The organism is Streptomyces sp. NPDC051921 (assembly GCF_040680975.1).
Lineage (GTDB): Bacteria > Actinomycetota > Actinomycetes > Streptomycetales > Streptomycetaceae > Streptomyces.
The window spans coordinates 213,494-231,503 of the sequence record NZ_JBFAXU010000005.1 but is presented as its reverse complement, the minus strand read 5'-3'; the positions used below and the strand labels follow the sequence as shown (position 1 = coordinate 231,503).

Here is an 18,010-nt window from a genome sequence, read left to right as displayed (position 1 = left end):
CGCCCCTGGCTCGGCACTGCGACCATGTCCCCACCCCCCGTGACTTGATGTGTGACTGCCTGATCATTCACCCCGGGCGCGCCGCCGTACGACGACCGCGGCGCCGACGGGCCAGGACCGTCGTCGCGCCAGTACCGCGGGCGTCCACAGCGCGAAGTAGACGTCGAGATCCGTACTCCGACTCTGCAGGAGCATGGGCAGGAGGAACGACCAGGCGCTCAGCAGACCCACAGCCCATGCGCTTCTGCTGAGTACAGCGGAGCGCCGCCACGCAGATGTCTCTTGGCGTCGGAGCGACCACTGCGACACATGGACACCAAGGCCTCCCAGCAGCAGGAGCGCGGTGCCGGTACCGGCGGCGAACTGCGCGTCGCCGACCGGGTGGGAATCGGTGCGTTGCGCTGCCCGGTCGTTTCCGAGAACGATGATCCGGCCGCGCCAGATGGTGCCGACGACCTGGTCGCCGGGCTGTACCTGATCAAGGAAGTTGGTGATGCCGGTGAACGTCGTCTTGCCAGCTGCCTCGTCGGTTCCGGCGACCATGACCCAGCCGCCGGACCCCTTGCCGCGGTGGATCCTGACGGACTCGACGGTGGACCAAGCCGCCCGCGCGCAGTCCCGTGTCGAAGTCCTGCGGCAGGTGGAGGCCTCCTGGAATGCCCGCTCTTCGGACGCTGCCCGCGGGAACGTCACGAGTAATAGCGCGCCGGCCGTGAGTGTGGTCAGCCCGGCGAGCCCGATGAGGGCGGCCCGTACGCGCAGCCGCCACGTTTCGTAGGGCCTGCCGTGCCGTGGAGTCTCCGTCATGGTCGGCCCGTCCAGTCGTCCAGCTTCCCGAAGACGAGCGTCAAGGCGCCGCCGCCGGCCGCGATGAGCCCGTAGATCGCGAGCATGGTGCGCTGGCCCTGCTTGCTCAGCTCCTCGTACTGGCTCCTCGTGACCTCGATGTTCGGGCGCAGCGGATCGGTGGTGTCGACAGCGAAATACCGCCCCCGGGAGGTGTCGGTGGCCTGCAGACCCGAGTCGTCCGAGAACAGGCCGGAAACCAGGAGCCCTCCGGCCAGAGCCAGTGCGGCAAGGAGGGCGTGCACGCGGTGGGGCAGGGCTTTCAGGGCACGCCACTGATTCGTCTTGCTGCTTGCGTAGCCCTTGACGCGGAACTCCAGAGCGATGCTGCGGAAGATCGTCGCGGCGTGGAGTGGGAACAGCAACACGAAGCCGATTCCCAGCAGTACTTCCTCGTGCGCGAAAAGGGGAAGCTGGGGGACGGCGGTGTAGGCAGACGCGCACAACGCCACTGTGGATAGGGCCACTTGGAGCGCCGCGTGCATCGTGAAGCTCTTCCGCATGCCGTCCCCCTCGTCGAGCTCGTGTCTCAGTCGGTGATCTCGACCGGTGTACCTGGAGTTGTGGGAGCCACCGCCGTTTCGGGCGTCGACTTCTTCTGGGTGATGCCCTGGAGGAGTGTGGCGAGGTCGACGCCCGTGGCGGAGGAGAGCAGTTCCATGCCCTGGCTGACGTTGTCCGTGACCGTACGGGTTAGCCGGCTCGCGCCGTCGGTGGAGATGACAGTCATCTTGTCGACGGCGGAGAGCGGTTCGGCGGCCTTGGCGACGACGTGGGGCAGGACCTCGACGAGCATCTGCAGGACGGCGGCGTCACCGTACTGCGCGAAGGCGTCGGCCTTCTTCCGCATGGCCTCGGCCTCCGCCGCCCCCTTGGCGCCGATGGCGGCGGCCTCGGCCTCGCCCTCGATGCGTACGGCCTCGGCGAGCGCGGCGCGCTGAGCCTTCTCGCCCTCACCGGTCAGCCGGGACCGCTCGGCGGCGGCTTCGGCCTCCTTCACCAGAGCGATGCGGCGGGCCTCGGCCTCCTGCTCGGCCTGGTAGCGGGCGGCGTCGGCCGGCTTACGGACCTGGGTGTCCAGCTGGCGGTCGGTCAGGGCGGCTTGTCGGGCGGCGACCTTCTCCTGCTCGGAGAGGATGTCCTGCTGACGGGCGGCCTCCGCGAGCGGGCCTGCGGCGTTGGCCTGGGCGGCGGCCTCGTCCGTCTGCGCCTTGATCTCGGCCTGCTTCAGGTAGAGCGTCCGCTGCGCGACGGCGATCTCCTCCTCCGCCTTCAGCCGGGCCTGCTCGGCGGCACGCCGGGCGACGGCCTCGGCGATGTCGGCCTCCTGCTTGGCGCGGGCTGCCTCCGGCCGGCCGAGGTCCTCCAGGTAGGAGCCCTCGGTCGTGATGTCCTGGATCTGGAAAGCATCGAGCACCAGGCCCTGGCCCGAAAGGCTCGCCTCGGCCTCCTCGGCGACCTGACCGGCGAAGGCGGCCCGGTCACGGATGATGTCCTCCACCGACATCCGGCCGACGATCGACCGCAGGGCGCCGGACAGCACCTCCTGGGTGAAGCCGACGATGCCGTTCTGCTGCATCAGGAACCGCTGGGCCGCGGCGCGGATCGAGTCCTCGGTGCCCCCGACCTTGACGATCGCGACGCCTTCGAGGTTGGCCTTGACTCCGCGCAGGGTCACCGCGCCGCGTACTGCTACGGGGATGTGCCTGCTGGACAGGTCGAGGCTGAACTTCTGCTGTACGAAGGGCACGACGAAGACCCCGCCACCGACTACGACCTTCTGGCCGCTGTTGTCGGTGTACTCCCGCCCGGTGGCCGGGTCAGTGGCCTTCTTGCCGCGCCGACCGGTGATGATGAACGCCTCGCTGGGTCCGGCCACCTTGTAACGCGTGATGACGACGAGGCTGAGGAGCACGAGCAGCACGACGATGCCGAGGACGGACAGGAGCACAGGGCTCATGACGGAACCCCCTTTCGATCGGAACCGAACCATGAAGAAGAGCGGGCGGTGGTGAAAGGTCAGCGCTCGACCGGGCGTACGGAGACCGCTGTAGGCGACAGCACGGACTCGACCCAGACCTCGGCACCGCGTGCGACGGGAGACGCGGCCTTGGCCGCGTACTTCACGGGCTGGCCCGCGAGGTGCAGCAGCACTTCCCCGTAGCCGCCCATCGGGATCGCCGTCACCACAGAGCCGCTTGTCCCGGTCAGGTCCTCGCCCCGCGGTGCGGGTGCGGCCCCGTCGCGCATCAGCGCCCGGCTGAACCTCCATGTCAGCCAGGCCACGACGACCCCCGTGACCACGCCCGCACCGGTGGCGACCCCCACCCCCGTACCGGTGGTTCCGAGCACGACCGCACCCGTGAAACCGAGCGCTGAGACGAACCCGGCGACCACCGGCAACGACAGAAACCCGTCCAGCCCGCCGCCGATGCCGTCGAGGACTCCCTCCACCACCCCGTCGAAAACGAGGGACAGGATCAGAAGCGCAAGACCTGCGATGCCGAGACCAAGAAGCCATCCCATGCGCGTCACCCGCCCCGTGCGCCCGTTCTTTCCGCCGCCAACCGGATGGTTCCATGGATGGGTTCAGGAGTTCACTGCCGGAGCTCGGCAATCTTTACGTGTTCTTGATGCCATGGTCGTACGGGCGGCTGGAAGCCAGCCACGAGTGCAGCCGTGCGCTTGGGGCCTCTGGGAAGAGAAGGCGCCCCGTACCCGGGAGAAGGTCGCGAGGGATACCGAGTCGGCCTTCCGCCCAGCACCGTCACCGGCCGGCCCCTGGGGCGGCCCCAGGGGCCGGCCGGTGACGGCATGTCCGTCGTCGGGCATCAAGCGTCCGGGCGACCCCCACGTCACTGTCGAGACCATCGGCGAGAGGGGCGACAGCATCGTCGTCACCGGCAAGATCCCGGCGGTGAGCCTTCACACGACTGCCCTGACCACTAGGATTGTGCGCTGGTGAGCCGGGAAGTCTGGTCGGCACTGTTTCGGCCTGCCCCGAAGGACCCCACCGTGCCCCTCTCCCTGATTCTGATCGCCCTGTTCGCGCTCGCTTTCCTGCTCTTCAACATCGTGCTGTGCGTGCGCGTGTGGTGGATGGTCGAGCTGCCTCTGCGGCGGCGGATCCTGCCCGCACTTCTGCTGTGTGCGGCGCTCGCGGCGAGCATCAGCCGTGCCTGGGGGATCACCGCCGTCGCCGAAGCCGTCGCGTTTCCGCTGAACGCCGCCACCGCACTGCTCGGGATGTACGAACTGGGCCGGCAGCGTGCCCGGCGGGCAGCCTCCGGCGGACAGCCGGAGCTCCCGTCGTGAGCACCTGGGCCGGCTGGACGCTTCTCGCCGGCGGGGCCATCGTCGGGCTCGGGATGCGGCGCTGGCCGTGGCGCTGTTCGTCCTCAGTGACGTCCTCGCCAGCCGGTCACGGCGAGGAAGACAGTGACCATTCAAAGCGGGGAAAAGGTGGGCCGTTACGTGGATGAGTACGAGGGACTGTTCGCGGACGTCGCGGCGACCGGGCGGCGTCTGAGGCGGGACGAGGTGGAGCGGCGCCGGGAGCGCGGTGAGCAGGCCGCGCGCGAGGGTCTCGCCTTGCGTGAATCGATCGGCCATCATCTGGCCGCGGTCCGCGCCGCCTGGCCGGAGCAGCCGCTGTCTCGGCAGACGACTCTTGACCTACTCATGGTCGTCGAGCAGTCCGTCGACGCCTTCGCCGGCGGGTTCGAACGAGCTCAGCGCCTTGCCGTGCGCCAGGAGGAAGCCGAGCGTCGGGAGTTCATCGACGACCTGCTGTACGGCCGCAGCGACCTGGGGCGGATAGCGGAGCGCGCTGAGCGATTCGGCCTGCGCCTGTCGCAGGCGCACGCTGTGGCCGTTGCTCGTGGGCCGCAGGCGTACAGCGAGGCCGACCCGGTTCCCCAGCAGGTCGAGCGGGCACTGATCGGGAGGTTCGGCGACCGTCACATCCTGCTCACCACCAAGGGTGGCCGGATCGTGTGCGTCGCCCCCGGCGACCAGGCCGATGTCCTGACCTACTTCGCCAAGCAGGCGTTCGCGGCCACGGGCGGCGGCCAGGTGGCGATCGGTCGTCCCCAGCCCGGCCCTCGTGGAGTTGTCCACTCCTATGAGGAAGCACTCGGTGCCCTTGACCTCGCCGACCGCCTCGATCTCGACGCGCCCGTCCTGCATGCCGCCGACCTTCTCGTCTACCCGGTCCTTACCCGAGACCGGCAGGCTATGGAAGACCTCGTCCGCAGCGTCCTCAGCCCCCTTCAGTCAGCGCGCGGTGGCGCGGAACCCCTACTGGACACGCTGACCGCGTTCTTCGACAGCGGATGCGTCACCACGCAGGCCGCCCGCCAACTCAACCTTTCCGTACGGGCGGTCACCTACCGTCTCGACCGCATCCGCCGCCTCACCGGAGCCGATCCCGCCGACCCGACGAGCCGCTTCACCCTGCAGACCGCCGTGATCGGCGCCAGGTTCCTCGGCTGGCCCGACAAGGAACTCTGAACGATCCACCGCGCCGCAACCGGCCGCAAGGAGCCCGGAATCGGCGGGCGTGGCTGGTTACGGTTCGATGAGGCCGACGCGGATGGCGTAGCGGGTGAGTTCCAGGCGGTCACGGAGGCCGAGTTTCTGGAGGAGGTTCGCGCGGTGGCGTTCGACGGTCTTGGCGCTGATGACGAGGAGGTCGCCGATCTCCTTGGAGGTGTGACCTTCGGCGACGAGTTTGAGGATCTCTTCCTCGCGCTCGGTGATGGGGCGGGCGGGCAGCGGGTCGCCACGGCGGGCACGGTCGAGGTAGGTGCGGATGAGGGTGGTCTCGGCGCCGGGGTAGATGAAGGGTTCGTCGCGCAGGGCGGCGCGGCAGGCTTCGACGAGGTCGCGGTCGGCGACGGACTTCAGGACGTAGCCGGAGGCGCCGGCTCTGAGCGCTTCGAAGAAGTACTGCTCGTTGTCGTACATCGTCAGCATCAGGGTGCGCAGGTCGGGGCGGACGCGGGCGAGTTCGCGGGCTGCTTGGAGGCCGGTCTGGCGGGGCATGGCGATGTCGAGAATGGCCAGGTCGATGTCCTGGTCGCGGGCCTGGGCGACGGCTTCGGCTCCGTCGGCTGCCTCGGCGATGACGGCCAGGTCCGGTTCGGCGTCGAGGATGAGGCGTACGCCGCGGCGGACCAGAGCGTGGTCGTCGGCGAGCAGGATGCGGGCCGGTGAGGTCATCGGATGCTCTTCCCCGGGTGGTCTTCGGCGGTGGTGTCCGTGACGTTCAGACGGACTTGGGTGCCGCCCTTCGGTCCGGATTCGATGAGGAGCTCGGCGTCGATGAGCAGGGCGCGTTCGCGCATGCCGCGGATTCCGGCTCCTTCGGGCGCGGAGCGGAGCCCCGCGCCGTTGTCGCGGACGAGCAGACCGATCCCGCCGCGCGGCAGGAGGCGGAGGTGGAGTTCGACCGCGTCGGCGCCGGAGTGGCGGGCGGTGTTGGTCAGCGCCTCCTGGGCGATGCGGTAGAAGACGAGTTCGATCGCCGGGTCCAGCTGCGGCAGGCCGGGCGTGATGTGGGTGCTCACGCTCAGGCGGGAGCTGGTGAACTCTGCGGCCAGGGCGCGCAGGGCGCTGTGCAGTCCGAGTTCCTCCAGCACTCCGGGACGCAGGCGGCGGGCGATGCGGCGGATCTCGTCCAGGCCGGCGCGGGTGGTCTCCTGGGCCTGGTGCAGGTCCTCCCGTACGGAGGCGGGGGCGTGGTCGGCCGCGTGCTTGAGCTGGAGGAGCACGGCGGTGAGCGTCTGGCCGACTTCGTCGTGGAGTTCCTGGGCGATGCGCCGGCGTTCGGCTTCCTGGGCGGACAAGACCCGGCCGGAGCTGGTGGCCCGTTCGGCTTCGAGGCGGGCGAGCATCGCGTTGAATGTCCTCGTCAGTTCGGCGATCTCGCCGGTGCCGGTCACCGTGGTGCGATGGCCGGGCTGGAGGAGGTCCGCGGTGGCCATGGCCCGGGTGAGCCGCTGGAGCGGGGCGAGGCCGACCCGCAGCAGGACCGCGTTGGCGATCAGCATCGCCACCAGCCCGGCCATCACCACCAGCGCCTCGCCAAGCAATACAGGGGTGGAGACGGTGACCGGGCCGAGAAGCAGCAGGACGGCCACGATCAGGACGGCGGCGTTGAGGAGGAAGATCCGCCAGTACAGCGACATGGTCCCGCGCCTTTCTCGGTGGGCTGCCACCTTCACTGTCGCCGCCTCGCGTCCGGGCGTCATCCGGGCACTGACCTGCGGTTGCACCTTCCGCCCCGCTCTAGCCTGCCGGGTAGCGGCGGCGCTTGTCCATCCGTGGCGACACCCATATCCCGGCCTTGTTCGCACCTGGCAACATGACCCCTTGCCGCGCCGGGTCACCTGCCCGATCCCTGCGCGCTCGGCGCCACCATCGCAAAGATCGAACAGAGGGGGATGGGCTGTGCCTGCTCCACGGATGCGGACGACTCCGCTGCCCGGTATCGGGGTCCAGTACGACCTCACGACGCGCGAACACCGACACCTGTCGGTGATCGCGCACCGGGACGGAACCCGGACAGTGAACGTCTACCGGGCCGACGACCCCGACGCCTGCGCGCAGTCGCTGCACCTGACGAGTGGGGAGACGGCATCGCTGATCGACGCGCTGATGCCCGCCCATCACAGCCCCAACCTGCTCCACACCACGGATCTGGGACTGGTGGCCGAGCGGATCGAGCTGTCCGCGCACTCGTACTGGAACGGCCGAGCGCTGGGCGAGACCCGCATGCGCACCGAGACCGGTGTGTCGGTGGTCGCGGTCCTGCGTCGCGCGGAAGCGCGTCCCTCGCCTGCGCCGGATTTCCGGCTGGCCGGCGGGGACACCCTCATCGTGATCGGCACCCGCGAGGGTGTCGACGCCGCCGCCGCCATACTCGGACGGGAGTGAAGCCTGTGCACTCCGCAGTGTTCCTGATCGAGTTCGGCGCGATCATCCTCGGCCTCGGCCTGTTGGGCCGGGTCGCGGGCAGGCTCAAGTTCTCACCCATTCCCCTCTACCTGTTGGCCGGCCTCGCGTTCGGTACCGGCGGCCTGCTCCCGCTGGGTGCGAGCGAGGAGTTCGTCGCGATCGGCGCCGAGATCGGCGTCATCCTCCTGCTCCTGATGTTGGGGCTGGAGTACACGGCGAGCGACCTGGTCTCCAACCTCAAGACCCAGTACCCGGCGGGTCTGGTCGACTTCACTCTGAACGCCGTACCCGGGGCCGTCGCCGCGCTGCTGATGGGGTGGGGGCCGGTCGCCGCGGTGGTGCTCGCGGGGGTGACATGGATCTCCTCCTCCGGCGTCGTCGCCAAGGTGATGGGCGACCTAGGCCGCCTCGGCAACCGTGAGACGCCGGTCATCCTCAGCATCCTGGTCCTCGAGGACCTCGCCATGGCCGTCTACCTGCCGATCATCACCGCCCTGCTGGCCGGTGTGAGCCTGGCGGCCGGCAGCGCCACCCTGGCGATCGCCCTGGGCGTCGCGGGCGCCGTCCTGTTCGTCGCCGTCCGCTACGGACGGCTGATCTCCCGGTTCGTCTCCAGCGACGACCCCGAGAAGCTGCTGCTCGTGGTTCTCGGCCTGACCCTGCTGGTGGCGGGCATCGCGCAACAGCTCCAGGTCTCCGCCGCCGTCGGCGCGTTCCTGGTGGGCATCGCCCTGTCCGGCGAGGTCGCCGAGGGCACCCACACGCTGCTGAGTCCGCTGCGCGACCTGTTCGCCGCCGTGTTCTTCGTCTTCTTCGGTCTGCACACCGACCCCGCCAGCATCCCGCCCGTGCTGCTGCCCGCACTCGCGCTGGCCGTCGTCACCGCGCTGACGAAGATCGCCACCGGCTACTGGGCCGCCAAACGCGCCGGCGTCGGTGTCAAGGGCCGATGGCGTGCCGGCGGGACCCTGGTGGCACGGGGCGAGTTCTCCATCGTCATCGCTGGTCTCGCCGTCACCGCGGGCATCGAACCGGCGATGGGCCCGTTGGCCACCGCGTATGTCTTGATCCTTGTGGTGATTGGGCCGCTGACCGCCCGCTATACCGAACCCGTGGCCGCCTGGGTCAGCAAGCGCCGCAGCCCCGACGAGCCGCGCCCGACGGCGACATCCTTCCCGGCGGGGCCGCACGAGGCTGTCCCGGATCAGAACCCCGCCGGCCGCGCGTGAGCGACGATGCCTGGGCGGCGCTCACCAGCACGGACACCGTTCTGGTGCTTGCCGCCCTGGCCGTCTACCTCGGCGGCGTCGTCGGCTTCGCCCGTCACCTCCCCCGCCTCCTGATGCGCAGCCCGGACTGGCGGGCCAACACGGAGCGGCATCCGCTCTCCAGCGCGGTGACTGTGACCGTTCTGATCGTCTTGTGGCCGGTGAGCATCGTGTACCTGGCCTGCCGCATCGCTGCCCGCCGTCGTGGGCGCTGACCATTCAGCGCCTGTCACTCGGGGGCGGTGGTTCGAGGCGCCCGTGCTCGCCGAGCCAGCGGGCGAGCTTGCCGCGACGGCCGATGGCACGCAGGCGTTGTTCCGCGGCTTCCCGCACGCTTGGCGCGGTGACCAGGAGCAGCTCGTCACCGGTTTGCAGGACGGTCTCCGGTCGGGGCACGAGGGTGATGCCGTCGCGGACGATGAGGGTGACCACCGTAGGCGGTGGCAGGCGGAGCTCGGCGACCGTGACGCCATGCAGCAAAGATCTGGCCGGGATGGCGACGGTGAGCAGGTCGGCGTCCAGGATGTCCAGGGGCGCGGCTTCGACCTGGATCTCGCGCAGCGCACCGGGCCGGGTCAGTCCCAGTCTGCGGGCCACGGTGGGCAGGGTGGGGCCCTGGATCAGGGTGAAGACCACGACGAGGACGAAGACGATGTTGAGCAGGTGCAATGCGCCGTCGACGGCCGCGACGATGGGGAAGGTCGCGAGCACGATGGGGACGGCGCCGCGCAGACCGGCCCAGGAGATGAACGCCTGCTCCCGCCACGGGGTGCGGAAGAACGCCAGGCAGGCGGCGACCGACACCGGCCGGGCGACAAGCAGCAGCACGAGGCCGACGGCGAGGGCGGGCAGGACCGCCGAGGGGAGTTCGCTGGGATCGACGAGCAGGCCGAGCATGACGAACAGGCCGATCTGGGCGAGCCACCCGGTGCCTTCGGCGAACGAGCGGGTCGCGGCGCGGTGCGGGAGGCTGGAGTTGCCCAGGACCAGGCCGGCCAGATAGGCGGCGATGATGCCGCTGGCGTTCACGGCGCCGCCCGCGGCGAAGGCGATGATGCCGAACCCGACGGTGGCCAGCGGGTAGAGGCCGGTGGCGGGCAAGGCGATGTGCCGCAGGGCCGCGACCCCCGCCCGGCCGATCAGCAGGCCCAGCACACCGCCGACGACCAGCTGGTAGATCACGTTCCCGGCAACGTACGCGGGCTCGGGCAGGTCAGCCGCCGCGGTGGAGAACACCAGCACCAGGATGATGGTCGGGGCGTCGTTGAATCCGGATTCCGCTTCCAGCAGCCCGGTGACCTTCTGCGGCAGCGGCAGCGAGCGCAGGACGGCGAAGACAGCGGCGGCGTCGGTGGAGGAGACGATCGCGCCGAGCAGGAGGGCCAGATGCCAGTCCATGCCCAGGAGAAAGTGCGCCCCGGCGCCGGTGACGGCGACCGAGACGGCGACGCCCGCGGTAGCCAGGACTCCGGCCGGAGCCAGCAGGCGACGGACGTCGGCCCACTGAGTGGTCAGGCCGCCTTCGACGAGAATGATCGCGAGGCCGGCGGTGCCCAGGGACTGCGCGAGCTGCGCGTCGTCGAACTCGATGCCGATGACGTCCTCACCGGCGAGGACTCCGACCGCGAGGAAGAACAGCAGGCTGGGCAGCCCGATCCGGTGGGCGGCGCGGGCGGCGGCGATGCTGGCCATGAGCACGGCGCCGCCGACCAGCAGGACCAGGTACAGCTGCTGCAGCGTCACCGTTACTCCTGGTGTGCGGTCCCGGGTCGGTTCATGACCTGGGCGGCTGGATCCGGCGCTCGCGGTCGGACCCGAAGAGGTTCACGGCCAGCGCCGTCATGACCAGGCCCGCCGCGAGCAGCAGCCCCTGGGGCAGAACTGCACCGGTGACCACAGCGGCTAGCGCGATCGCCAGGGCGAACCAGGCGCGGCCGCGCCGGTACTCCCGGGGGCGCCGGGGCCGGCCCTTGCCTAGAGCACGGGCGAACCGCGGATCATCGAGCCAGAGCGCGGCTTCGAGATCGGAGATCTTGTCGTCGTCGGAATCGGGCATGGTCTCCACCTCCTTGGCGTGGCCTCGGGGTTAGGCGAGCACGAAGTAGCGCAGCCAGACGTATAGCCCGGCGATGACGGTGGTGACAGCGGTGACGATCAGCCCGTAGCGGCTGAACTGCCAGAACGAGATGTGGTGGCCCGCGCGGTCGGCGATTCCGACGGTCACGACGTTGGCGGAGGAGGCGATGATCGTGGCGTTGCCGGCCAGGTCTGCCCCCAGGGCGAAGGACCACCACAACACCGCGGCGTGTTCCAGGCCGCCGGAGGCGGTGACGATCTCGGAGACGATCGGGCTGACGGAGGCGACGAAGGGGATGTTGTCGATCACGGCCGAGGGCACCACTGAGCCGAACAGCAGCGCCATCGACGCCCCGAACAGCCGCCCCTCGGTCGCCCCGGCGGCGGCTTGCCCGAGGTCTGTGATGATCCCGGTCTGCACCATCGCGCCGACCATGACGAAGAGGCCGGTGAAGAACGCCAGTGTCTCCCACTCCACATCGCGCGCGACCTCTCTGGCGTTGAGGCGGGACAGAGCCAGGAGCGCCAGACCCCCGCTGATGGCCACCACCGAGGGCTCCAGATGCAGTGTGGTGTGCAGCACGAAGCAGACCATCACGACCACGAGGACCAAGCCGCTTACAGCGAGCAGCCGCCTGTCCTTGATCGCATCCCGTTCGCGCATCTCCATCACCTGCGCCGCCCGCTCGGCGTCGTACGCAAAGGCGGAGCGGAACAACCACCGGGCCACGACGGCGAAGACGATGACCAGCAGCATCGCGATCGGGGCCATGTGGAGCAGGAAGTCGTTGAAGGACAGCCCGGCACGCGAGCCGATCATGATGTTGGGCGGATCACCGATCAAGGTGGCGGCTCCGCCGATGTTGCATGCCATCACCTCGGCGATCAGGTACGGCACAGAGGGCAGGCCCAGCTGTCGGCACACCACGATCGTCACCGGCGCGAGCAGCAGGACTGTGGTGACGTTGTCCAGCCACGCGGACAGGAACGCGGTCGCGAGGATCAACAGGACCATCAGCCGGTACGGCTGCCCGCGGGCCCGTTTCGCCGCCCAGGTCGCCACGAACTCGAAGATGCCCGTCCGTTTGAGAACGGCGACGATCAGCATCATGCCGAGCAGCAGGAAGATGACGTCCCAGTCGATCCCCGCCTGCTTGGAGAAGAAAGCATGTTCGGTGCTGGTCGCCCCGATCAGGAGCATGACCACCGCGCCCCCGAGCGCCGCAGCCACCCGATGGACCCACTCGGTCGCGATCAGCACATAGACGATGCCGAAGACCGCCAAGGCCAACCACGTCGTCACGCTCACGGCGGCACCAGGCCGAGATCATCGCGGGCCCGGACGACCTGCTCCCGGTATGTAAAGGAACTGGGCGGGGTAGTCATCGGCGCGGACTCCGTTCGTGCCGTGGCCACGAACACGCAGGCTGCCCCAGCAGCGCGCCGGTACGATCCGGCGCTGAATGAGGCATCAGAGGTGCTCCTCCACCTCACCATCACCCGCCCCACCGCCCCCGTGCATCGGGGTCGACACCCATCTTCAGCCACGCATCAGCCAGAGCGTTCGGCAGCGGCAGAACCGAGCCGGGCGGTAGCAGAGCGGCGCCGACCCGCCGATGGCAGGACAGAACGTGAGGGGGCGGGCTGCGTGAGGCGGTGCCGGACCGGCCTATGGGGTAAGGCGGTGGTAGGCGGCCCGGGCATGAGCGAGCCGGGCCACGATCGTTCCAGTGCTCGCGGCGACCAGGAGACAGGTGATGCGGGCGAGATCGTAGGAAGCTTGCCAGGTGAGCTCACCGAACGGCGCAGTGGCGAAGCCGTTGAGGATGCACCAGCCGAGCAGAGCTGTTCCGGGGGCGGCTGTGAAACGGGCCCCGGCACTCACCAAGGCGACGGTGAGGGAGAGGACGACGAGGTCGAGGGTGGGGTCGCCGTGTCCGTCGAGGAAGTTGAATGCGGTGACGAGCGCGAGGGCGGTGACGGCTGTGGCCGACCAGACGAGCGAGGTTGCCGCAGGGGTGGGCACGGGGCCCAGACGACCGGTGCTGATGCGCTTCCATCCGGGCATGCAGAGCCTCCTCCATGCGGTTCCCCGCCGTTGGGGCCACCCGAAATGATGCACCACGAGGACTGTCACTCTGATAGCACGAATCAGACCTTCTCGGTGGTCACGCGCGGGTATTCGGTGGTGAGCATCGTGATGTCCTCGACGTCGGACGTCAGGATCGTGACGCGGCCTGGCTGGGCGAGGGCGGTGGCGCAGAGCATGGCGTCGATGGCGTACTTGTGGCCGTGGAGCCCGGCGGCTCGCAGCAGTACTCCGACATGGCCTTCGGTCTGTACAAGATGCTCGGCTTCCGCTTTGCCCCGCGCTTCCGCGACCTGGCCGACCAGCGGTTCTGGCGGGCCTACCTGCCCGACGGGGAGGAGCCGGCCTCCGGGTACGGGCCGCCTCAGGCCGTGGCCTGCAACAAGATCAACCTCAAGCGGATCGCCACGCACTGGCCGGACATGCTCTGGATCGCTCATCACCAACCAGGTCCGGGCCTACGACCTGCTTCGGATGTTCGGCCACCCCACCCCGCTCGGTGCTGCGTTCGTCGAGTACGGGCGGATCGACAAGACCATGCACCTGCTCGCGCTGGTCGACCCGGTCGACGACACCTACCGCCGGTTAGTGAACCGGCAGCTCACCGTCCAGGAGTCCCGCCACCGCCTGGCCCGCGCGATCTGCCACGGCGGCCGGGGCCAGATCCGCCAGGCGTACCGCGCAGCCCGCAAACAGCTCGCCGCCCTCGGCCTCGTCCTCAACGCCGTGGTGCTGTGGAACACCCGCTACCTGGACGCTGCCGTCGCCCAGCTCCGCGCCGAGGGCCATGTCATCAAGGACGAGGACGCCGCCCGCCTCTCCCCGCTCAAGGACCGGCACATCAACTTCCTGGGCCGCTACCTGTTCAACATCAGCGACAGCGGCCCCGAGCGCGGCCTGCGCCCGCTGCGTGACCCGGATGCACCCGAGGGTGTAGACGAGGAGGCATAGATCAGTGGCTACTCCGCCCTGACCGCGCTCTTCGTCTTGGCTTCTGCGGTAGCGCACGCTGATCGTTCTCGACTTCTCACGTCGGCCTTGCCAGCCGATGGTGTGGTTAGGGCTCCCCAGCGAGAAGTGGCTGGGGAGGCCCGGCGTCGCGATGATGAGCAGACCGGTCGGCGCTTGGTCGGGGCGCAGGTGCTGTCGGCCGCATGTGGGATGACATCAGTGTGTCTCTCGCTGGTGCAGAGGCCGAGGAGGCGCTGTGAACGAGTACCCCCCAATCGCGGACCACGGCATTGTCGGCGACCTGCAGACGGCGGTGCTGATCGCCGCCGACGGCACCGTCGACTGGTGGTGCACGCCCCGGTTCGACTCGCCCAGCCTGTTCGCCTCGCTGCTCGACAGCGACCGCGGCGGTTTCTGCCGTCTGGCCGCCGATGTCGGGGGCGGCGCCACCGTCCGCCAGCTCTACCTTCCTGACACTGCCGTCCTGATCACCCGTTTCATGGCACCGAGCGGGGTCGGCGAAGTCGTCGACTTCATGCCGCCCGACCCCTCGCCGACGCAATCCGCCCGGCACCGGCTGATCCGGGTCGCGCGGGTGGTGCGAGGGAGCATGCCGTTCGAGCTGATCTGCCGGCCCCGCTTCGACTACGGCCGTGCACCCCACGACCTCACGCGCCTGGACGACGGATCGATGCTGTTCCGCGGTCCCGGCACGGACCTGCACCTGCAAGTCACAGCGCCGATCACCTTGCATCCGGACGGTACCGACGTCTCCGCCCGATTCAGCCTGCAGGCGGGGGAACGGGCCGCGGTCGTCCTCACGAGCGAAACCGGGACAGAGGGCGCTCTCAGCGGCCGTCCCGGCGGTGCCACGCCCTCCGTCGAGGTGGTCCTGGACGCCTTCGAGGCATGCAGTGCGTTCTGGCTGGACTGGCTGCGTGCCTCGCGCTACCGCGGCCGCTGGCACGAGATGGTCACCCGCTCCGCCATCACCCTCAAGCTCCTCACCTACGCCCCCACGGGCGCCCCGATCGCCGCGGCCACCATGGGCCTGCCCGAACAGATCGGCGGGGAGCGCAACTGGGACTACCGCTACACCTGGGTCCGCGACGCCTCCCTGTCGGTGCGGTCCCTGATCGACCTCGGTTTCACCACGGAGGCGAACGCCTTCCGCCGGTGGCTGCGCGACCGCCTCGACGCCGGCGGCACCGCCTCCGGCGAGCCGCTGCAGATCATGTACCGGGTCGACGGCGAACCGCACCTGACCGAGGAGGCGCTCGACCACCTGGAGGGCTACCGCCGCTCCGCCCCGGTGCGGGCCGGCAACGCCGCCGCCGACCAGATCCAGCTGGACATCTACGGCGAGGCCGCCTACGCCCTCGCCCAGGCCGAGGACATCGGCGGCCTTGGCGGCTGGCACGCCTTCGCCCGCGTCATCGACTGGCTCGTAGAGAACTGGGACCGGCCCGACGAGGGCATCTGGGAGACCCGCGGCGGCCGCCAGAACTTCACCTACAGCCGCCTGATGACCTGGGTCGCCTTCGACCGCGCCGCCAAACTCGCCACCGCCCACTCCCGCCCCGGCGACCTCACCCGCTGGCTCGGCGCACGCGACGCAGTGCTGCAGCAGATCGTCGGCCATGGCTGGAACAGCGAACGACGCGCCTTCGTCCAGCACTATGACACCGACGTCCTCGACGCCTCCCTGCTGCTGATGCCCAAGGTCGGCTTCCTCACCCCCACCGACCCCGACTGGCTGACCACCCTCGACGCCATGGACAGCGAACTCGTCAGCGACAGCCTCGTCTACCGCTACAACCCCGCTGCCTCCCCCGACGGCCTGCGCGGCTCCGAGGGCACCTTCAACCTGTGCAGTTTCCTCTACGTGGAGGCACTTGCCCGGGCCGGACGCCTCACCCAGGCCCGCTACGCATTCTCCAAGATGCTCACCTACGCCAACCACGTCGGCCTGTTCGCCGAAGAGATCGGCCCTTCCGGCGAGCAGCTCGGGAACTTCCCACAGGCATTCACGCACTTGGCCCTGATCGACGCCGCCCTCGCCCTGGACGAGGAGCTCGACCGCGCCGAGGGACGGGCCGGCTGACCACACGCAACGTCGGCCGACAGCCACCGCACGTACCGTGCCACCATCACTGCCACTGCGGCGCCCCTGGCGGTGTCGTCGTCCCGGTTCCGGTGGCAGGGGGCCTGCCGACGCGCGGCAGCAGGGCCGCGGCGATCAGCCCGCCCACACCGACCACCGCGAGCACTGCCATGGCCGCCGCGTAGGCGCCCGTGCTGAGCCCCGAGACCAGGATCGTGCCCGCGATGGCCGTGCCGAGCGAGGAGCCGAGGTTGGAGATGCTGCGCGACAGGCCGGAGATCTCGCCCTGCTGTGTTTCGGGGAAGCACGACTGGACCACGTTCACCGACGGGGTGAGCATCACCCCCAGGCCCAGTCCGATCAGCAGCAGGCCGGGGGCGAACGCCCAGGCACCGGGCTGCCAGGCGACTAGGGCCAGCAGTACGGCGATGCCGGCGATCGTGACGACGAAGCCCGCCATGATGAGGGTGCGCTGTGCCCGGCGCCGGGCCAGCTTCTCGGCGGCCAGTGAGGAAGCGAGGATGCCGAGGGTCGCGGCGGTGAAGATGACGCCGGTCTCGATCGCGTCGTAGCCGCGGACGACCTGCAAGTAGGCGGCGACGGTGAACGAGACGCCCATCAACATCAGCCACTGCGTGTTCTGGGTGACCAGGCCGAGGTTGGAGGTACGGTTGCGGAACAGGTCGGTCGACAGCAGCGCCTCTCGGCCGGCGCGCTCGCGGCCCCGTACCCAGGCGAAGAAGCCGACCAGCACCAACGCACCGGCCAGCAGCAGGCCCAGCGCCAACCAGCTGTTGTCGTCGACGGCCAGGATGCCCGTCACCAGCAGCACCAGACCCGCCGCCGACAGCACGGCACCGACCGTGTCGAAGGGCCGTGCGGGGTCGGGCGGCAGCGGATCGGCGATTCCGCGGCTGAGCACCACGATCACCACGATCACCAGCGCCTGGAAGACGAACGCGGCCCGCCAGCTGATCGCGCTCGTGATGAGCCCGCCGATCAGAGGGCCGGCTGCCGCCCCGATCCCACCCATGGCCATGATCGCGCCGAACGCACGCGCCCTCGACGCCGTGTCGGTGAACAGCAGCGTGGTCAGGATGTAGACCGGCGGAATCAGCAGCGCCGTACCCACACCCTCCAGAATCGAGTTCCCCAGGATCAGCACGCCCAGCCCCGGCGCGGCCGCACTGAGCACCGCCCCCACCCCGTAGACCACGAGCCCCGCCAGCAGGCAGCGCTTGCGTCCCCACTTGTCGGTCAGCTTCCCACCCGGGATCATCAGCGCGGCCATCACCAGCAGGAAGATCGTGATCGCGACCTGGACACCCTGCACAGTGGTGTCCAGGTCCTCGCTGATGTCGTTGATCATCACGTTCATGTTCGAGCCGGCGAAGCTGCAGATGAACTGCGCCAACGCCAGCGGGGCGAGCACCCGCCGTCCCTCCGCCGGACCTCCCTTGGCTCCCGCCGGTGCCGTTCCCGCCATGCCGCCACCTACCCATCCGCCACGTTTGATGTCCTGAAGAACTGCGGCTTCGTCTGCGAGCAGCGCCAGCGCTGACGGAACGCAACCGCCGCCACGACCGTCGCACGGCCAACCGCCGCGGGGCCGAAGGCGCGCAGCGGTAGCCGTCTTCAATAGACCTTCGTTTTCTGGGCCGGCTCGTCTTCCACGCTTCGCCGCCCTAGCGGAGTTCATCCGCGAACTCATCGGCA

Annotated in this window: 17 protein-coding genes and 2 pseudogenes; 7 read left to right on the top strand and 12 right to left on the bottom strand. The window is 69.6% G+C overall.

Annotated features, from left to right (window positions below):
• Positions 1-63 precede the first annotated feature (63 nt).
• The 4 genes from AB0M16_RS09505 to AB0M16_RS09490 are packed head-to-tail and all read right to left on the bottom strand — an operon-like array spanning position 64 to position 3,372.
• The gene (locus tag AB0M16_RS09505; protein ID WP_365340608.1) at positions 64-807 is read right to left on the bottom strand and encodes a hypothetical protein; all 744 of its coding nucleotides are present in this window, start codon (positions 805-807) and stop codon (positions 64-66) included.
• Entirely contained in the window at positions 804-1,349 is a 546-nt protein-coding gene (locus AB0M16_RS09500) for a hypothetical protein (protein ID WP_365340606.1), read from the bottom strand. The genes AB0M16_RS09505 and AB0M16_RS09500 overlap by 4 nt, the downstream gene beginning before the upstream one ends.
• A gap of 26 nt (positions 1,350-1,375) precedes the next feature.
• Positions 1,376-2,806, bottom strand: coding sequence for an SPFH domain-containing protein (locus AB0M16_RS09495; protein ID WP_365340604.1), 1,431 nt, complete (start codon positions 2,804-2,806; stop codon positions 1,376-1,378).
• Between the two features lie 59 nt (positions 2,807-2,865).
• Complete coding sequence (locus AB0M16_RS09490) at positions 2,866-3,372, bottom strand: hypothetical protein (RefSeq protein WP_365340602.1); 507 nt, start codon at positions 3,370-3,372, stop codon at positions 2,866-2,868.
• Between the two features lie 489 nt (positions 3,373-3,861).
• On the opposite strand from AB0M16_RS09490, the gene AB0M16_RS09485 reads away from it, so the two are divergent.
• The gene (locus tag AB0M16_RS09485; protein WP_365340600.1) at positions 3,862-4,161 is read left to right on the top strand and encodes a hypothetical protein; all 300 of its coding nucleotides are present in this window, start codon (positions 3,862-3,864) and stop codon (positions 4,159-4,161) included.
• 159 nt (positions 4,162-4,320) lie between these two features.
• Positions 4,321-5,358, top strand: a complete 1,038-nt coding sequence (locus tag AB0M16_RS09480; protein WP_365340598.1) for a helix-turn-helix domain-containing protein — start codon at positions 4,321-4,323, stop codon at positions 5,356-5,358.
• 57 nt (positions 5,359-5,415) lie between these two features.
• Here AB0M16_RS09480 and AB0M16_RS09475 read toward each other — a convergent pair whose 3' ends face one another.
• Both AB0M16_RS09475 and AB0M16_RS09470 read right to left on the bottom strand, forming a co-directional pair.
• Complete coding sequence (locus tag AB0M16_RS09475) at positions 5,416-6,069, bottom strand: response regulator transcription factor (protein ID WP_365340596.1); 654 nt, start codon at positions 6,067-6,069, stop codon at positions 5,416-5,418.
• Positions 6,066-7,037 carry a HAMP domain-containing sensor histidine kinase gene (locus AB0M16_RS09470; RefSeq protein WP_365340594.1) on the bottom strand — a complete coding sequence of 324 codons (972 nt, stop codon included), beginning with the start codon at positions 7,035-7,037 and terminating at the stop codon, positions 6,066-6,068. Before AB0M16_RS09470 ends, AB0M16_RS09475 begins: the two co-directional genes overlap by 4 nt.
• Before the next feature lie 277 nt (positions 7,038-7,314).
• Here AB0M16_RS09470 and AB0M16_RS09465 point away from each other — a divergent pair, with 277 nt between their 5' ends.
• Genes AB0M16_RS09465 through AB0M16_RS09455 form a run of 3 tightly spaced genes read left to right on the top strand, consistent with a single transcriptional unit; the run spans position 7,315 to position 9,289 of the window.
• A complete protein-coding gene (locus tag AB0M16_RS09465) occupies positions 7,315-7,785 on the top strand; it encodes a TrkA C-terminal domain-containing protein (RefSeq protein ID WP_365340592.1) in 471 nt (156 codons plus the stop codon).
• Between the two features lie 5 nt (positions 7,786-7,790).
• The gene (locus AB0M16_RS09460) at positions 7,791-9,035 is read left to right on the top strand and encodes a cation:proton antiporter (protein ID WP_365340590.1); all 1,245 of its coding nucleotides are present in this window, start codon (positions 7,791-7,793) and stop codon (positions 9,033-9,035) included.
• Complete coding sequence (locus AB0M16_RS09455; protein WP_365340588.1) at positions 9,032-9,289, top strand: hypothetical protein; 258 nt, start codon at positions 9,032-9,034, stop codon at positions 9,287-9,289. The genes AB0M16_RS09460 and AB0M16_RS09455 overlap by 4 nt, the downstream gene beginning before the upstream one ends.
• 4 nt (positions 9,290-9,293) lie before the next feature.
• On the opposite strand, the gene AB0M16_RS09450 is transcribed toward AB0M16_RS09455, so the two are convergent.
• The 5 genes and pseudogenes from AB0M16_RS09450 to AB0M16_RS09430 form a co-directional block, all read right to left on the bottom strand.
• Positions 9,294-10,817 carry a potassium/proton antiporter gene (locus AB0M16_RS09450; RefSeq protein ID WP_365340586.1) on the bottom strand — a complete coding sequence of 508 codons (1,524 nt, stop codon included), beginning with the start codon at positions 10,815-10,817 and terminating at the stop codon, positions 9,294-9,296.
• A gap of 31 nt (positions 10,818-10,848) precedes the next feature.
• The gene (locus AB0M16_RS09445) at positions 10,849-11,130 is read right to left on the bottom strand and encodes a DUF3040 domain-containing protein (RefSeq protein ID WP_365340584.1); all 282 of its coding nucleotides are present in this window, start codon (positions 11,128-11,130) and stop codon (positions 10,849-10,851) included.
• A 30-nt stretch (positions 11,131-11,160) separates the two neighbouring features.
• A complete protein-coding gene (locus tag AB0M16_RS09440; RefSeq protein WP_365340582.1) occupies positions 11,161-12,459 on the bottom strand; it encodes an ArsB/NhaD family transporter in 1,299 nt (432 codons plus the stop codon).
• Positions 12,460-12,819: 360 nt separating this feature from the next.
• Positions 12,820-13,218: a hypothetical protein gene (locus tag AB0M16_RS09435; RefSeq protein ID WP_365340580.1), complete on the bottom strand. Its 399-nt coding sequence runs from the start codon at positions 13,216-13,218 to the stop codon at positions 12,820-12,822.
• Positions 13,219-13,301: 83 nt separating this feature from the next.
• A pseudogene (locus AB0M16_RS09430) lies at positions 13,302-13,466 on the bottom strand (DNA-binding protein); the annotation flags it as partial.
• On the opposite strand from AB0M16_RS09430, the pseudogene AB0M16_RS09425 reads away from it, so the two are divergent.
• Both AB0M16_RS09425 and AB0M16_RS09420 read left to right on the top strand, forming a co-directional pair.
• Positions 13,467-14,190 (top strand): annotated as a pseudogene (locus AB0M16_RS09425) (Tn3 family transposase); the annotation flags it as partial.
• A gap of 256 nt (positions 14,191-14,446) precedes the next feature.
• Entirely contained in the window at positions 14,447-16,294 is a 1,848-nt protein-coding gene (locus AB0M16_RS09420; protein WP_365340578.1) for a glycoside hydrolase family 15 protein, read from the top strand.
• A gap of 46 nt (positions 16,295-16,340) precedes the next feature.
• On the opposite strand, the gene AB0M16_RS09415 is transcribed toward AB0M16_RS09420, so the two are convergent.
• Positions 16,341-17,780 (bottom strand): MFS transporter, encoded by a 1,440-nt coding sequence (locus AB0M16_RS09415; protein ID WP_365340576.1) that lies wholly within the window; start codon positions 17,778-17,780, stop codon positions 16,341-16,343.
• Between the last annotated feature and the right edge of the window lie 230 nt (positions 17,781-18,010).

Excerpts from the sequence above, each read along its gene's own strand:
- AB0M16_RS09505 (WP_365340608.1), bottom strand. The coding sequence starts at position 807 with ATGACGGAGACTCCACGGCACGGCAGGCCCTACGAAACGTGGCGGCTG.
- AB0M16_RS09500 (WP_365340606.1), bottom strand. The coding sequence starts at position 1,349 with ATGCGGAAGAGCTTCACGATGCACGCGGCGCTCCAAGTGGCCCTATCC.
- AB0M16_RS09495 (WP_365340604.1), bottom strand. The coding sequence starts at position 2,806 with ATGAGCCCTGTGCTCCTGTCCGTCCTCGGCATCGTCGTGCTGCTCGTG.
- AB0M16_RS09490 (WP_365340602.1), bottom strand. The coding sequence starts at position 3,372 with ATGGGATGGCTTCTTGGTCTCGGCATCGCAGGTCTTGCGCTTCTGATC.
- AB0M16_RS09475 (WP_365340596.1), bottom strand. The coding sequence starts at position 6,069 with ATGACCTCACCGGCCCGCATCCTGCTCGCCGACGACCACGCTCTGGTC.
- AB0M16_RS09470 (WP_365340594.1), bottom strand. The coding sequence starts at position 7,037 with ATGTCGCTGTACTGGCGGATCTTCCTCCTCAACGCCGCCGTCCTGATC.
- AB0M16_RS09465 (WP_365340592.1), top strand. The coding sequence starts at position 7,315 with ATGCGGACGACTCCGCTGCCCGGTATCGGGGTCCAGTACGACCTCACG.
- AB0M16_RS09445 (WP_365340584.1), bottom strand. The coding sequence starts at position 11,130 with ATGCCCGATTCCGACGACGACAAGATCTCCGATCTCGAAGCCGCGCTC.
- AB0M16_RS09435 (WP_365340580.1), bottom strand. The coding sequence starts at position 13,218 with ATGCCCGGATGGAAGCGCATCAGCACCGGTCGTCTGGGCCCCGTGCCC.
- AB0M16_RS09415 (WP_365340576.1), bottom strand. The coding sequence starts at position 17,780 with ATGGCGGGAACGGCACCGGCGGGAGCCAAGGGAGGTCCGGCGGAGGGA.